General features: G+C 72.7%; 13 protein-coding genes. 4 read left to right on the forward strand and 9 right to left on the reverse strand.

Annotation, left to right across the window (positions count from 1 at the left end; all coding sequences use genetic code 11):
• Positions 1 to 152: 152 nt before the first annotated feature.
• The gene (locus AC07F3_RS08955; RefSeq protein ID WP_479111853.1) at positions 153 to 1,049 is read right to left on the reverse strand and encodes a TIGR01777 family oxidoreductase; all 897 of its coding nucleotides are present in this window, start codon (positions 1,047 to 1,049) and stop codon (positions 153 to 155) included.
• A 36-nt stretch (positions 1,050 to 1,085) separates the two neighbouring features.
• Here AC07F3_RS08955 and AC07F3_RS08960 point away from each other — a divergent pair, with 36 nt between their 5' ends.
• Together AC07F3_RS08960 and AC07F3_RS08965 are read left to right on the forward strand one after the other, a co-directional pair.
• Positions 1,086 to 1,613: an N-acetyltransferase family protein gene (locus AC07F3_RS08960; RefSeq protein ID WP_479111855.1), complete on the forward strand. Its 528-nt coding sequence runs from the start codon at positions 1,086 to 1,088 to the stop codon at positions 1,611 to 1,613.
• Positions 1,614 to 1,651: 38 nt separating this feature from the next.
• Positions 1,652 to 2,911, forward strand: a complete 1,260-nt coding sequence (locus tag AC07F3_RS08965) for an amidohydrolase (protein WP_479111857.1) — start codon at positions 1,652 to 1,654, stop codon at positions 2,909 to 2,911.
• 9 nt (positions 2,912 to 2,920) lie between these two features.
• On the opposite strand, the gene AC07F3_RS08970 is transcribed toward AC07F3_RS08965, so the two are convergent.
• Positions 2,921 to 3,607: a TetR/AcrR family transcriptional regulator gene (locus AC07F3_RS08970; protein ID WP_479111859.1), complete on the reverse strand. Its 687-nt coding sequence runs from the start codon at positions 3,605 to 3,607 to the stop codon at positions 2,921 to 2,923.
• A gap of 85 nt (positions 3,608 to 3,692) precedes the next feature.
• Between AC07F3_RS08970 and AC07F3_RS08975 the strand changes: the two genes are divergently transcribed.
• Positions 3,693 to 4,496 carry an SDR family NAD(P)-dependent oxidoreductase gene (locus tag AC07F3_RS08975; RefSeq protein WP_479111861.1) on the forward strand — a complete coding sequence of 268 codons (804 nt, stop codon included), beginning with the start codon at positions 3,693 to 3,695 and terminating at the stop codon, positions 4,494 to 4,496.
• An 18-nt stretch (positions 4,497 to 4,514) separates the two neighbouring features.
• Here AC07F3_RS08975 and AC07F3_RS08980 read toward each other — a convergent pair whose 3' ends face one another.
• Together AC07F3_RS08980 and AC07F3_RS08985 are read right to left on the reverse strand one after the other, a co-directional pair.
• Entirely contained in the window at positions 4,515 to 5,036 is a 522-nt protein-coding gene (locus AC07F3_RS08980; RefSeq protein WP_479111956.1) for a DUF4240 domain-containing protein, read from the reverse strand.
• Between the two features lie 107 nt (positions 5,037 to 5,143).
• Entirely contained in the window at positions 5,144 to 6,013 is an 870-nt protein-coding gene (locus AC07F3_RS08985; RefSeq protein ID WP_479111863.1) for a GntR family transcriptional regulator, read from the reverse strand.
• A 259-nt stretch (positions 6,014 to 6,272) separates the two neighbouring features.
• Here AC07F3_RS08985 and AC07F3_RS08990 point away from each other — a divergent pair, with 259 nt between their 5' ends.
• A complete protein-coding gene (locus AC07F3_RS08990) occupies positions 6,273 to 6,503 on the forward strand; it encodes a hypothetical protein (RefSeq protein ID WP_479111865.1) in 231 nt (76 codons plus the stop codon).
• A gap of 48 nt (positions 6,504 to 6,551) precedes the next feature.
• Here the strand turns inward: AC07F3_RS08990 and AC07F3_RS08995 are convergent, their stop codons facing one another.
• The 5 genes from AC07F3_RS08995 to AC07F3_RS09015 form a co-directional block, all read right to left on the reverse strand.
• Entirely contained in the window at positions 6,552 to 7,487 is a 936-nt protein-coding gene (locus AC07F3_RS08995) for a winged helix-turn-helix domain-containing protein (protein WP_479111867.1), read from the reverse strand.
• Between the two features lie 77 nt (positions 7,488 to 7,564).
• Positions 7,565 to 8,545 carry a helix-turn-helix transcriptional regulator gene (locus tag AC07F3_RS09000; RefSeq protein WP_479111869.1) on the reverse strand — a complete coding sequence of 327 codons (981 nt, stop codon included), beginning with the start codon at positions 8,543 to 8,545 and terminating at the stop codon, positions 7,565 to 7,567.
• 373 nt (positions 8,546 to 8,918) lie between these two features.
• Entirely contained in the window at positions 8,919 to 9,692 is a 774-nt protein-coding gene (locus AC07F3_RS09005) for a VOC family protein (protein ID WP_479111870.1), read from the reverse strand.
• 100 nt (positions 9,693 to 9,792) lie between these two features.
• Positions 9,793 to 12,489 (reverse strand): pyruvate dehydrogenase (acetyl-transferring), homodimeric type, encoded by a 2,697-nt coding sequence (aceE, locus tag AC07F3_RS09010; RefSeq protein WP_479111872.1) that lies wholly within the window; start codon positions 12,487 to 12,489, stop codon positions 9,793 to 9,795.
• A gap of 226 nt (positions 12,490 to 12,715) precedes the next feature.
• Positions 12,716 to 13,342, reverse strand: a complete 627-nt coding sequence (locus AC07F3_RS09015) for a GntR family transcriptional regulator (RefSeq protein WP_114035636.1) — start codon at positions 13,340 to 13,342, stop codon at positions 12,716 to 12,718.
• Between the last annotated feature and the right edge of the window lie 215 nt (positions 13,343 to 13,557).

The raw sequence follows: 13,557 nt of genomic DNA on the forward strand, positions 1-13,557 counted from the left end.
CTTCAGCCCGTCCGGCGATTGAGGACGAGCGCCGGTCAGGCGCGAATGGGGGTCTGGGGGCGGAGCCCCCAGGGGGCCGGGCCATTCGATCCCTTGCACGGGCGGGTGGGTGGGAGAACCCGCGGGGTCTGGGGCGGGGCCCCGGGGGCGGGCTAGGTCGCTGCTGCGATCGCTTGGTCCACGCCGGGGAACGCGAACCTGAACCCCGCCGACAGCAACAGCGCCGGCAGCACGCGCGTACTGGCCAGCGCATCCTCCGCCGCCTCGCCGACGGCCACCCGCATCGCCGCCGCCGGGACGGGCAGGAGGGCCGGGCGGTGCAGGGCCCGGGACATCGCCGCCGTCACCTCACGGTTCGTCACCGGCTCCGGAGCGGTCAGGTTCACCGGTCCGGACACCCCCTCCGTGTCCACCAGGAACCGCAGCGCCGCGACCTCGTCGTGCAGGGCGATGAACGACCAGTACTGGCGGCCGCTGCCGAGCCGGCCCCCCAGCCCCGCCCGGAACAGCGGGAACAGCTTGGCCCAGGCGCCGCCCTCGCGGGCCACCACCAGACCCGTACGCGCGAACACCGTGCGGATGCCCGCCTCCGCGGCCGGGGCCGCCGCCTCCTCCCACTCCACGCACACCGACGCGAGGAAGCCGTCGCCCGGCGGCGCCGACTCGTCCACCGGGCGGCCGCCGGTGTCGCCGTAGTAGCCGATCGCCGAGCCGCTCACCAGCACCCTCGGCGGGGTGTCGAGGGAGGCCAGCGCCTCGGCGACGGCCGCCGTGCCGAGCACCCTGCTGTCCCGGATCTCCTTCTTGTACGCCGCCGTCCAGCGGTGGGAGGCCACCCCCGCCCCGGCCAGGTGCACCACCGCCTCACAGCCGGCGAGGCCCGCCGCGTCCACGTACTGGCGCGCCGGATCCCACTCGACCTCGTCGGGCGCCTGGGCCCCGCGCCGTACGAGACGCAGCACCTCGTGCCCGTCCGCCCGCAGCGAGCGCGTCAGCGCCGCACCGATCAGTCCCGTCGAACCCGTCACCGCGATCTTCATGGAGCCCATCCTTGCGCTCCCGGGCCCACATGGCACAGTGGCCGCATGCCCGAGTCGTACACCCAGCCCAGTACTTCTCCTCCTCTTCTCATACGCGCCGCCCAGCGCTCCGACGGCGAGCCGCTGGGCGAGCTCACCCGGGCCGCCTGGTCCCCGCTGCATTCCGTGCAGCCGCGCCCGGCACCCCCGTACGCGCCCTTCTTCGACGACCGGCACGAGCCCGCGCACCATCTCGTGGCGGAGACCGACGGCCGTGTCGTGGGGTTCATCCGGCTGGTTCCGGCCACCCCGCTCGCGTGCAACCGGCACGTCCGCCAGATCCAGGGCCTCGAAGTCGGCGAGAGCGCGCGCGGCCGGGGCGTCGCCCGGGCCCTGCTGCGCGGCGCCTACGAGATGGCCCGCCGCCAGGGCGCCACCCGCATCACGCTGCGCGTCCTCGGCCACAACGCCCCGGCCCGCGCGCTGTACGAGGCCGAGGGCTTCGCCGTCGAGGGCGTACTGCCGGGCGAGTTCCTCCTGGACGGCGCGTACGTGGACGACGTCCTGATGGGGCGCTCCCTGCTCGACAGCTGACGACCGAGACCAGACCTCCGAAAGCAGGGCAGGCACCCGTGTCCCATCCCACCGCCAAGGCCACCGCCGACGCCGCAGCCCTCGCCCTGCGCGGGCTCGACGCGATCAGCGACGATCTCGCCGGGATCTACCGCGATCTGCACGCGCACCCCGAGCTGTCCTTCGCCGAACACCGCACCGCCGCCGAAGTCGCCCGCAGGGCAAGGGAGTTCGGGTGTGAGGTGACCGAGGGCGTCGGGCGCACCGGGGTCGTCGCCGTGCTCGCGAACGGGCCCGGGCCCACCGTGCTGCTGCGGGCCGACTTCGACGCGCTGCCGGTGACCGAGCGGACCGGCCTCGACTACGCCTCCACCGCCGAGGGGGTCATGCACGCCTGCGGGCACGACATGCACGTCACCTGTCTGCTCGGCACGCTCGGGCTGCTCGCGGACGCCCGTTCGCTGTGGAGCGGCACCGTCCTCGGGGTCTTCCAGCCGGCCGAGGAGATCGGCCAGGGCGCGCGGGCCATGCTCGACGACGGGCTCTACGAGCGGTTCGGCACCCCGGACGTGGTGCTCGGCCAGCACGTGGCGCCCTTCCCCGCCGGGATGATCGGGGCGCACGCGGGCCCCGCCTTCGCGGCCACCGACGCCCTCAAGGTCGTCATGTACGGCAAGGGGGCGCACGGTTCGCGGCCCGAGACGTCCGTCGACCCGGTGGTGATGGCCGCCTCCACGGTGCTGCGGCTCCAGACGATCGTCTCGCGCGAGATCCCGGGCGGCGAGACGGCCGTGGTGACCGTCGGCGCCCTGAACGCCGGGACCAAGGACAACATCATCCCGGACGAGGCCGAGCTGAAGATCAACATCCGGACGTACAAGGAGCACGTACGGACCCGGGTCCTTGCCGCCGTCGAGCGGATCGTGCGGGGCGAGGCGGCCGTCGCCGGGGCCACGCGCGAGCCGGAGATCACCGAGATCGACTCCTTCCCGGTGCTCGTCAACGACGCCGACGCGATGGCCCGGACGATGGCGGCCGTCGGCGCGGTCATCGGCGACGACCAGGTGCTCGACCCGGGTCCGGTGACCGGCAGCGAGGACGTCGGCCTGTTCGGCACCGAGGCGCAGGTCCCGGTCTGCTACTGGCTGTTCGGGGGAGCGGACGCCGAGGCGTTCGGTGCCGCGTTCGCGGCCGGCACCCTCGACCAGGACGTCCCCTCCAACCACTCGCCCTTCTTCGCCCCGCAGATCGAGCCCACGCTCACCACCGGGGTCACCGCCCTGACGACCGCGGCCCTCGCCTGGCTCGACCCGCGCTAGCGGACCGGCTCAGCGGCCCAACAGGCGCATGGCGCCGGTGAGTTCGCGCAGGCAGCGCACCGCGAGCTCGGCGGGGGAGCCGGGGCCGGACGCCGGCGCGTCGGTGGCCGCCCACGCTTCGAGCGCCACCCGGATCGCGTCGGTGGCCGCGGCCGCCGCGAGCCGCAGCTCCAGGGCGTCGGCCCCCGGCCCCGCCAGCCGGGCGAGGACGGGCAGCAGGCGCTCCTCGGAGTCCTGGTTCACCCGGTACCAGACCGCGCGCAGGGCCGGGTCGTGCTCGGCCGCGCGCAGCAGTCCCCGGGTCCACCTCAGCTGCTCGGCGCCGTGCGCGTCGGGCGCGGCGAGGGCCTCGCGCACGGCGGCCTCCAGCGTCTTCGCCAGCGGGCCCGGCTCGGCGGCTTCGAGCAGCGCCCGCCAGCGCTCGGCGCCGCCCGAGAGCAGCGGGCCGACCGCGTCCTGCTTGGAGCGGAAGTAGCGGTAGAAGGTGCGCAGGGCGACTCCGGCGTGCCGGGCGATGGCCTCGGCGGTGGTGCCGTCGGGCCCGTGCTCGGCGAAGAGCGCGGCGGCGGCGCGGGCGATGTCGAGCTGGGTCGCGGCCTTGCGGCGCTCGGTCAGGGAGGCCTTGGCCGGGGGAGCGGGCCGGGGATCGGGCTGGGTCACCGCGCAAGCGTACGCCTGCGACCTCCGTACCGGCATGGAATGACGTCGTGGCAAAACGTGCCACTTGGGCGTACGGTGGTGGCAACCACGCATCCCCCGACTGCGAGAAAGCTGGACCGCGATGAGCCCGAACACCGTCACCGACCGCTACGAAGGACGCCGCGCCCTGGTCACCGGCGGTGGCTCCGGCATCGGCCAGGCCACCGTGCTCCGCCTGCTCGCGGAGGGCGGCCACGTCGTCGCCGCCGACGTCAGCGAGGCCGGCCTGAAGGACACCGCCGACAAGGCGGGCGCCACCGTCGGCCGGCTCACCACCCTCGTCGTCGACATAGCCGACGAGGACTCGGTGCGCGCGGGCGTCGCCGCCGCCGTGGCCGCGCTCGGCGGTCTGGACGTGCTGGTCAACGCCGCCGGGATCCTGCGCTCCTCGCACACCCACGAGGCGAGCCTGGCCGACTTCAACAAGGTCGTCGCGGTCAACCTGACCGGCACGTTCCTGATGATCCGCGAGGCCGTCCCGGCGCTCCTGGAGGGCAACGGCGCGGCCGTCGTCAACTTCAGCTCGACCTCGGCGATGTTCGCCCACCCCTACATGGCGGCGTACGCGGCCAGCAAGGGCGGCATCCAGTCGATGACGCACGCGCTCGCCGCCGAGTACGCCAAGCAGGGCATCCGCTTCACCGCCGTGCAGCCCGGGTCGATCTCGTCCGGCATGACCGACGGAACCGGCGCCTCCCGGTCGAGCGTGGGCCCGGGCCTGCCCGCCGACGCCGACATGTCGCTCTTCGCGAAGCTCGCCCCGGCCATCGGCCAGGGCTTCGCGGGCCCCGAGACGGTGGCGTCGGTGGTCGCGATGCTGGCGAGCGACGACGGCCGCTTCATCACCGGGACCGAGGTCCGCGTCGACGGCGGCACGCACTTCTGATCCGCGGCCCGGCCCCGCTCAGCCGGTGCCGAACCGCTCCCACAGCCGGGGGAAGCGCTCGGCGAGGGCCGTCTCGTCCTCGAAGTCCAGCGGGGTTCCGGCCGGCTCGTCGGGCTGGGCGGGGATGCCCAGGTCCGGCGCCACGACGCCGGTGAGCTGCTCGTACGCCTCGTCCGCCGCGTAGCCGAGCTCCTCGCCGTCGCCGTCGACCTCCTCGTCGAACTCGCCGAGGAGGTCGGCGAGCGCGTCGGGGTCGTGCAGCGCGCCCTCGAAGACCTCCCGCCCCTGGCCGATGAGCCAGCAGCGGAAGTAGTCGAAGGCGTCGTCGCTGGCCCCGTCGAGCAGCACGGCGGCCGCGCCCCACAGGTCCCAGCGGTAGGCGCGGTTGTAGCGCGCCTCGAAGTGCCGGGCGAAGTCGAGCACGGAGTCGGGGTCGTACTGAAGCAGTCGCTCCACGAGCAGGTCGGCCTGTTCCTCGGGGTCGCCGTCGGCGGCCTCGCGGGTACGGTCGACGATCTCCCAGAACTCCGTCTCGTCCATCACGGAACCAGCATCGTGGGTAGGGGGTGGCCGCGCACGCGGAGCGGCGCTTTTCGTCCGGTTGCCGCTCCTGGCTCACCCCTGGCACATCTGTCGCCCCACGCTCGCTACTCGTCGAGGGGCAGCGTGGTGGCGACCATCTCCCAGCGCGAGTCGAACCAGGCCTGCACCTGCTGGAACTCCGCGCGCTCCAGGGACCGCGCCCCGTTGCCCTCCAGGGTGGCGGGGAACAGGGTGTCGCTGTGCAGCTCGACCACTTCTATCGCCTCCGCGTCGACGAGGATGCGGGTCCTGCGCAGGAAGTAGTAGCCGGTCAGCATCTGGGTGCCGTTGATGAGGTAGCGCTTCTCGCCCGGCACCGTCGGCAGGCTCCGGATCTCCACGGACACGGTGCCGACCGTGCCCTCCTCGGCCAGCTGGGTGAGCGAGTGGTGCAGGGCCTCCGCGTACATCCGGATGACCCGCCGCAGCCGCCGCAGCGGGCGCGGGTCGCTGGGGTCGTCGAGGGGGCGGGGGTAGGGGTGGTCGGTGTCCAGATCGGGTACCAGGACCCGTACCCGGACCGATTCAGGGGCCGCCCGGTCGCCGAGCCGGATGAGTTCGGCCTGCTGCTGGACGGCGCGCGAGAGCTCCTCGGTGTGCAGCGACCAGACGTCGAGCGAGACGTGGCGCGCCTCGAAGGCGCGGGAGATGTAGTAGACCAATGGCCGTCCGATGGCGGCCTGGCGGGCCACCCGGGCGCCCCGGCCCGACACTCCGTCCTCCAGGAGCTGCTCGGCGCGCAGCAGCTGGAGCGCCTTCTGTACGGTGCCGCGCCCGCAGCGGAACCGGCGCATGAGCTGCTCCTGTTTGGGCAGCGCGTCGCCGGGCGCGGGGACACCGTTCTGGATGTCCTGGCGCAGCGCGTCGGCGACCGTCCGGTAGCGGGGGATCTCCCCGACGTCGTCCCGGTCGGTCCCGGTGGTGTGGGTCGTCACCCGGAGAGGTTACAACTCGCGGTCAGGACAGGACAGATGGCTGCGAGGACGGGTCAACTCGCCCAGTTGACCGGTTGGTTGGGCCGGATGGGCGCTCAATTTCCCATTGGCATAGTCGTGTTGCCCGATATGCAGGCGGCTGACCATAGATGGCAGCCATTCAGCACGGGTAGGAGGAGGGAACACAATCGCCGGCCAATGAGGGTACCGATCGTCAGTACGTGCGGGCCGCGGCGGCGACCACCGGAGGAGGTGTTCCATGGGACTGGAGACACGCGTGCAAATCGTCCTCGAACTGCTGTCGAACGCGGGTGTGGTGTCCCTGTTCGGCCCGTCGGGCCTGCTGGTGCTGGCTCTGGGTGTACTGCTCACGAAGGGCGGCGGTGGCGCGGTCCGCGGGGAACCGGGGCCGGTACCGGCCGGGCCGCGCACCAACCTGGTGTGCGTGGGGGCCGTGATCCTGGTGCTCCTGCTCATCGCCGCGGTCTGAACGGACCGCTTGATCACCGCCCTCGGGCGGGCCCGCTCCTGATCCGGCTCAACTCGGGTCCACGGGGCGGGCGTTCGGGTCCATGGGGCGGGCGATGGTGTTCCACAGCGAGTCGAACCACTGCTGGGTCTGCTCGACATAGCTGCGGGTCACCTGGTCGTCGTCCACCACGGTGTGCCGGAAGAGCATGCCCTCCACGCCGAGCATGTCGTAGATCTCGATCGGGTTCCGGTCGAGGTCCACCGTGCGCTCGGTCACCTGGTAGTGGCCGGCCAGGACCTCCCGGCCGTTCAGTATGTACACCTTCTGCGTCGGGGTGATCGACACCTTGCGGGCCTCGACCGTCACGTCCTCCACCAGGTCGCGGACCTTGAGCATGCGCAGCGAGTGCCGCAGCGAGCCGTAGATGTGGTTGCTGGTGATGCGCAGCCGCTCGCGCGGGCGGCTGTTGTGCAGATCGCCGACCACCTGGGGCAGGGCCAGGGGCGCCTCGGCGTCGGGCAGCAGGATGCGCACGGCCACCCGGCGCGGGCCGGCCCCCTCGGCCTGCACGGTGACGAGCGGGCCCGCGAGCGCGGCGGCCAGCGTCTCGCCATTGAGGCAGTACGCGTCGATGGTCACCTCCTCCTGGCGGAAGCACTGCGCCACCCGCTCGCCCAGGAAGATCCCCGCGGGGCGCGGGGAATGGCGGCGCGGCCCCGGCACCTCGTGTCCATTGCTCGCGGGCGGCCGGGTGGCGGCCGGGCGGGCGACCGTCGGCGGGGTGCCCTGCTGGGCCCGCCTGATCAGGCCTTCCCTCTCCAGGAGCTCCACCGCGCCGCGGACCGCGCCGCGCGGCACCGCGAACCGCTCGCTGAGCTGGGCCTGGGTCGGGAGGTGTTCACCGGCCCGCAGCTCCCCGCCGGAGATGAGCGCGCGCAAGCCGTCCGCGACCACATCCCGCGGACGACGCTGTCCCTCGGTCGACCCGCTGTTACCAGGCACGTTTCGAATCCTACAACTTCCTGCCAATGACGGCGAGTTGTCCTACCGAACTGCCAGTATCTGCCAATGACGCCGACCTATGCGTAGAGTTGGCGCAGGGCGCGCGCCGCGTCGGCGAACCGCTCGCGCAGCGCGGTCGGCTCCAGCACCTCCAACTCCGGCCCCAGGGTGAGCAGTTGGCCATACGCGACGTCCTGCGACTCGACCGCCAGGGTGACCGTGACCCAGCCCTCCTCGTCCGGCTCCCCGGCCTGCTCCGCCAGGGCCTCGCGCACCGCGTCCCGGTCGCCGGTGGTGTACGGCAGCCGGGCGGCCCCGGCCGGTGAGACCCGTACGACCACCGTCTCGCGGAGCACCGAGCGGGCGAACTCCGCCGACCGCGCCGCCCAGAACCCCGGCAGGTCGAAGTCCCCGTCCCGGGCGAACCGGTCCTCGCCGACCGCGACCGCGGTGAACCGGTCGAGCCGGTACACCCGGAAGCCGCCCTCGTCCACCGGGCGGGCGCACAGGTACCAGACGCCCGCCTTCAGGACCAGGCCGTACGGTTCGAGCTCGCGCTCCACCTCGGAGCGGTCCGGGCGCCGATAGCCCGCCCGGACCCGGCGGTCGTCCCACACCGCCTCCGCGACGGCAGGCAGCAGTTCGGGCGTCTCGGGCTCCTGCCACCAGCCGGGGGCGTCCAGGTGGAAGCGCTGGGCGGCGGCGGTCGGGGCGTCCTTGAGGGAGGGCAGCAGGGCCGCCGACACCTTCAGGCGGGCCGCCGAGGCGGCGTCCTCAAGACCCATCTCCCGCAGCGCGCCCGGCACTCCGGACAGGAACAGGACCTCGGCCTCGGAGCGGGCGAGCCCGGTCAGCCGCGTCCGGTACCCGCCGACCAGGCGGTAGCCCCCGGCGCGGCCCCGGTCCGCGTACACCGGCACCCCCGCCTCGGCCAGCGCCTGCGCGTCCCGGGTGACGGTGCGCTCGGACACCTCCAGCTCCCGCGCGAGCTCGGCGGCGGTCATGGCGGGTCTCGCCTGGAGGAGCAGCACCATCTTGATGAGGCGGGCAGCGCGCATGCCGTCATGATGCAGGGTGGGGGCTTCGGGCGGTGCGGGGTGGGCGCGGTGCCGCCCGCGCCCCTGGGGGTGTTTTCGGGTACGGGCTGTCCGTGGCTGGTCGCCCCGCGCCCCGGGCCCGCTTCGGGTGCGGGTCGTGGGTGGCTTCTCGCGCAGTTCCCGGCGCCCCCTCGAACCCGCTTTCGTCCGCGGACCGTGCCCGCTTCTCGCGCAGTTCCTCGCGCCCCTGGAGCCCGCTTCGGGTGCGGGCTGTCCGTGGCTGGTCCCCCGGCGCCCTTGGGCCTGCTGCCGACTGCGGGTCGTGGGTGGTTGGTCGCGCAGTTCCCCGCGCCTCTGTAGGGCGCCCGGTGTCGCCGGGCGAGGCGGGGGGCGCTTAGCCGTGTGTCTCGTTCAGGGCGATGATCGAGAACACGCCGCCCTGCGGGTCCCGCAGGAGGGCGAAGCGGCCGGGTGGGATGGTCGTGGGCGGCACGTGCACCTCGCCGCCCAGCTCCCGGGCCCGCGCCGCCGTCGCGTCGCAGTCCGCCACCTGGACGTACACCATCCAGTGCGGCGGCACCTCCGGCGGGAAGTCCTCGTTCATCCGCATCATGCCGCCGAAGCTCGCGCCGTCGAGCCGCCACTCGGTGTACTCGGAGCCGCCGTACGGCTCGGTGTCGCAGTCCCAGCCGAAGACCGCCCGGTAGAAGTCCTTGGCCCGGTCCGCGTCCCGGGTGAGCAGCTCGAACCAGCACATGCTGTCCGGCTGGTCCGCGATGCCGAAGCCCGGGTGCTCCTTCGGCTGCCAGACGCCGAAGACCGCGCCCTCGGGGTCGGCGAACACCGCGAGCCGGCCCGACTCGAAGACGTCCATGGGACCGGCGACGACCGAACCGCCGTGGCCGGTCACCGCGGCGGCCGTCGCGTCGGCGGACTCGACCTGGTAGTACGCCAGCCACGCCACGGGCTGCCCCGGGGCCATGCAGGGGCCGTACCCGCCGACGTAACGGTCGCCGAGCAGGAACATCCCGTAGCCGCCCGCCTCCGGCATCGGCACGTCCGCGCCCTGCCAGCCGAAGAGACCTCCGTAGAAGGCCTTGGCGGCCGGGACGTCGGTCGTCGAGAGGTCGGCCCAGGTGGGCGCGGACGGGCGGTTGAAGATCTTCATGCGGTGCTCCCGGAGTCGTGGCGCCCCCGGGGGACCATTCACGCACGCGTGCCCCGCCCCGGCAATCGGGACGGGGCACGCGCGGGTGACCGCTCGGGACCTACAGGCCGTAGCGCTCGCGCGCTTCCTTCACGGCCGTGACCGGGACCTCGCCGCGCTTGGCGAGCTGGGCCAGGGCCGCGACGACGATCGACTGGGCGTCGACGCCGAAGTGGCGGCGGGCCGCCTCACGGGTGTCGGAGAGGCCGAAGCCGTCCGCGCCGAGCGAGGACCAGTCCTGCTCGACCCACTGCGCGATCTGGTCCGGGACCTGGCGCATGTAGTCGGAGACCGCGAGGACGGGGGAGTCCACGCCCTCAAGTGCCTTGCGGATGAAGGGAATCCGCTCCTCGCCGCGCAGCAGCGCGGCGTCCGCCTCCAGGGCGTCGCGGCGCAGCTCGGTCCAGGAGGTGGCGGACCACACGTCGGCGGCCACGCCCCACTCATCGGCGAGCAGCTTCTGCGCTTCGAGCGCCCAGTGGATCGCCGTACCCGAACCCAGGAGCTGGATGCGCGAGGCGTTGACCGGGACGGTCACGCCCGCCGTCTCCGCCGTGTTGAAGCGGTACAGGCCCTTGACGATGCCCTCGTCGATGCCCGCGGGCTTCGCCGGCTGCGGCATCGGCTCGTTGTAGACCGTCAGGTAGTAGAAGACGTCCTGGTCCTCGCCCGGGGCGGCCTCGCCGTACATGCGGCGCAGACCGTCCTTGACGATGGCCGCGACCTCGTAGGCGAAGGCCGGGTCGTACGACAGGGCCGCCGGGTTGGTCGCCGCGATCACCGGGGAGTGGCCGTCGGCATGCTGGAGGCCCTCGCCGGTCAGCGTCGTACGGCCCGCGGTGGCGCCCACCAGGAAGCCGCGGCCCAGCTGGTCGCCGAGCTGCCACATCTGGTCGGCCGTGCGCTGCCAGCCGAACATCGAGTAGAAGATGTAGAACGGGATCATCGCTTCGCCGTGCGTGGCGTACGACGACGACGCGGCGATGAAGTCGGCCATCGAGCCGGCCTCGGTGATGCCCTCGTTGAGGATCTGGCCGTCCTTGGCCTCGCGGTAGTACATGAGCTGGTCGCGGTCGACCGGCTCGTACGTCTGGCCCTTGGGCGAGTAGATGCCGAGCGAGGGGAACAGCGACTCCATGCCGAAGGTGCGGGCCTCGTCCGGGACGATCGGAACCCAGCGCTTGCCGGTCGTCTTGTCGCGGATCAGGTCCTTCATCAGCCGGACGAACGCCATGGTGGTGGCCATGGACTGGCTGCCGGAGCCCTTGTCGAACGCCGCGAACGACTTGTCGGCCGGGGCCGGCAGCGGGGCGATCGCGTGGCTGCGGCGGGCCGGGGCCGGGCCGCCGAGGGCCGCGCGGCGCTCCTGGAGGTAGCGGACCTCGGGGGAGTCGGCGCCCGGGTGGCCGTAGGGCACCACTCCGTCGACGAACTGGGCGTCGGAGATGGGCAGTTCAAGAAGGTCGCGCATGTTCTTGAACTCGTCGTTGGTGAGCTTCTTCATCTGGTGGTTCGCGTTCTTGGACGCGAAGCCCTCACCGAGGGTGAAGCCCTTGACGGTCTGCGCCAGAATGACGGTCGGCGCACCCTTGTGGGACAGGGCGGCCTTGTAGGCGGCGTACACCTTGCGCGGCTCGTGGCCACCGCGCGAGAGGTGGAAGCACTCCAGGATCTTGTCGTCGGACAGCAGCTTCGCCATCTCGACGAGCGCGGGGTCCTTGCCGAAGAAGTCCTCGCGGATGTAGGCGGCGTCGCGCGTCTGGTACGTCTGCACCTGGGCGTCGGGGACCTCGCGCAGGCGGCGGACCAGGGCGCCGGTGGTGTCGAGCTGGAAGAGCTCGTCCCAGGCGCCGCCCCACAGCGACTTCACGACGTTCCAGCCGGCGCCGCGGAACTGGGCCTCCAGCTCCTGCACGATCTTGAAGTTGGCGCGGACCGGGCCGTCCAGGCGCTGGAGGTTGCAGTTGATGACGAAGGTCAGGTTGTCCAGACCCTCGCGGGCGGCGAGCGCGAGGGCAGCCGTCGACTCGGGCTCGTCCATCTCGCCGTCACCGAGGAACGCCCACACGTGGGAGTTGGAGACGTCCTTGATGTTCCGGTTGGTGAGGTACCGGTTGAAGCGCGCCTGGTAGATGGCGGAGAGCGGGCCCAGACCCATGGAGACGGTCGGGAACTCCCACAGCCAGGGCAGGCGGCGCGGGTGCGGATAGGAGGGCAGGCCGTCGCCCGCGGACTCCTGGCGGAACTTGTCGAGGTGCGCCTCGGTGAGGCGGCCGTCGAGGAAGGCGCGGGCGTAGATGCCGGGCGAGGCGTGGCCCTGGATGTAGAGCTGGTCGCCGGAGCCGTCGCCCTCCTTCCCGCGGAAGAAGTGGTTGAAGCCGGTCTCGTACAGCCAGGCCGCGGACGCGAAGGTCGCGATGTGGCCGCCGACGCCGTACTTCGAGCCGCGGGTCACCATGGCCGCCGCGTTCCAGCGGTTCCACGCGGTGATCCGGCGCTCCATCTCCTCGTCACCGTCGATGACGGGCTCGGAGGAGGAGGGGATGGTGTTGACGTAGTCCGTCTCCAGCAGCTTCGGCAGGGCGAGGCCCGCGCCTTCGGCGTGCTGAAGCGTGCGGCGCATCAGATACGCGGCCCGGTGCGGGCCGGCGGCCTTGGCGACGGCATCGAGGGAGGCCGCCCACTCGGCGGTCTCCTCGGTGTCACGGTCCGGGAGCTGGTCGAGCTCGCTCGGAAACTTGGCTACGGGGTCGATCATGATCGCCGCCTTCCGGACAGGAGGGGGGTGGAGAAAAAGGGGCCTTTGTCTGGCAGGACGGGGCCTTGGACCGGTGAGTCCGCCGTCGACTGTAAGCCGCCGATCGATGATCGATCAAAGCGTTGAGCCAAAAACTTCTTCGAATCGAGAAAGTCGGCACAGGGTGCCGCAAAAAAGGGCACCCGGTGCCTTGGAATGCCAGGTGCCCGGCGGGCCGCTCCGCAGGTCAGGCGCTACGCGGCGCGCACCCCAGGACATGGGCCTTCACCAGCGCCCCGATGGCCGGATCCCGCCGCCTGAACGCGGCGACCAGGTCCTCGTGCTCCTCGGCGTAGGACTTCTGGACGGTGCCGAGCCAGCGGATGGAGAGCGCGGTGAACACCTCGATGCCGAGGCCTTCCCATGTGTGCAACAGCACACTGTTGTCGGCCGCCCGCACGAGCTCGCGGTGGAAGCCGACCGTGTGGCGCACCTGCGCGGTGCCGTCCGCCGCCCGGTCCGCCTCGTACAGCGCCGCCACGTGCGGCTCCAGGGCCGAGCAGTCCTCGGCCAGGCGCCCGGCCGCGAGCTCCGCCGCGATCTGCTCCAGACCGGCCCGCACCGGGTAGCTCTCCTCCAGGTCGGCGGCGCTCAGATTCCGCACCCGTACGCCCTTGTTGGGCGCCGACTCGATCAGGCGCAGGCTCTCCAGCTCCCGCAGGGCCTCGCGCACCGGCGTCTGGCTGACCTGGAGCTCCACCGCGATGCGCCGCTCCACGATCCGCTCACCGGGCTTCCAGCGCCCGCTGACGATCCCCTCCACGATGTGCTCGCGGATCTGCTCGCGCAGCGAGTGGACGACGGGCACGGTCATGGGGGCTCCTTAAGGTCTGCCCGGCGGATCTCGTCCGGACGCGACGCCTGGGCAGCTCAACGGCGACCTGATCCGCCGGACCGACCCTAAGGCGAGCGGTGACCCCCAAACAATACGGCCGCGGGGGGGGGGGGGGGGGGGGGGGGGGGGGGGGGGGGGGGGGGGGGGGGGGGGGGGGGGGGGGGGGGGGGGGGGGGGGGGGGGGGGGGGGGGGG

Source organism: Streptomyces sp. NPDC045846, assembly GCF_056431605.1.

Coding starts and splice junctions, on each gene's coding strand:
- AC07F3_RS08955 (WP_479111853.1), bottom strand. CDS start 1,049: ATGGGCTCCATGAAGATCGCGGTGACGGGTTCGACGGGACTGATCGGT.
- AC07F3_RS08960 (WP_479111855.1), top strand. CDS start 1,086: ATGCCCGAGTCGTACACCCAGCCCAGTACTTCTCCTCCTCTTCTCATA.
- AC07F3_RS08970 (WP_479111859.1), bottom strand. CDS start 3,607: ATGCCGGTACGGAGGTCGCAGGCGTACGCTTGCGCGGTGACCCAGCCC.
- AC07F3_RS08975 (WP_479111861.1), top strand. CDS start 3,693: ATGAGCCCGAACACCGTCACCGACCGCTACGAAGGACGCCGCGCCCTG.
- AC07F3_RS08980 (WP_479111956.1), bottom strand. CDS start 5,036: ATGGACGAGACGGAGTTCTGGGAGATCGTCGACCGTACCCGCGAGGCC.
- AC07F3_RS08990 (WP_479111865.1), top strand. CDS start 6,273: ATGGGACTGGAGACACGCGTGCAAATCGTCCTCGAACTGCTGTCGAAC.
- AC07F3_RS09000 (WP_479111869.1), bottom strand. CDS start 8,545: ATGCGCGCTGCCCGCCTCATCAAGATGGTGCTGCTCCTCCAGGCGAGA.
- AC07F3_RS09005 (WP_479111870.1), bottom strand. CDS start 9,692: ATGAAGATCTTCAACCGCCCGTCCGCGCCCACCTGGGCCGACCTCTCG.
- aceE (WP_479111872.1), bottom strand. CDS start 12,489: ATGATCGACCCCGTAGCCAAGTTTCCGAGCGAGCTCGACCAGCTCCCG.
- AC07F3_RS09015 (WP_114035636.1), bottom strand. CDS start 13,342: ATGACCGTGCCCGTCGTCCACTCGCTGCGCGAGCAGATCCGCGAGCAC.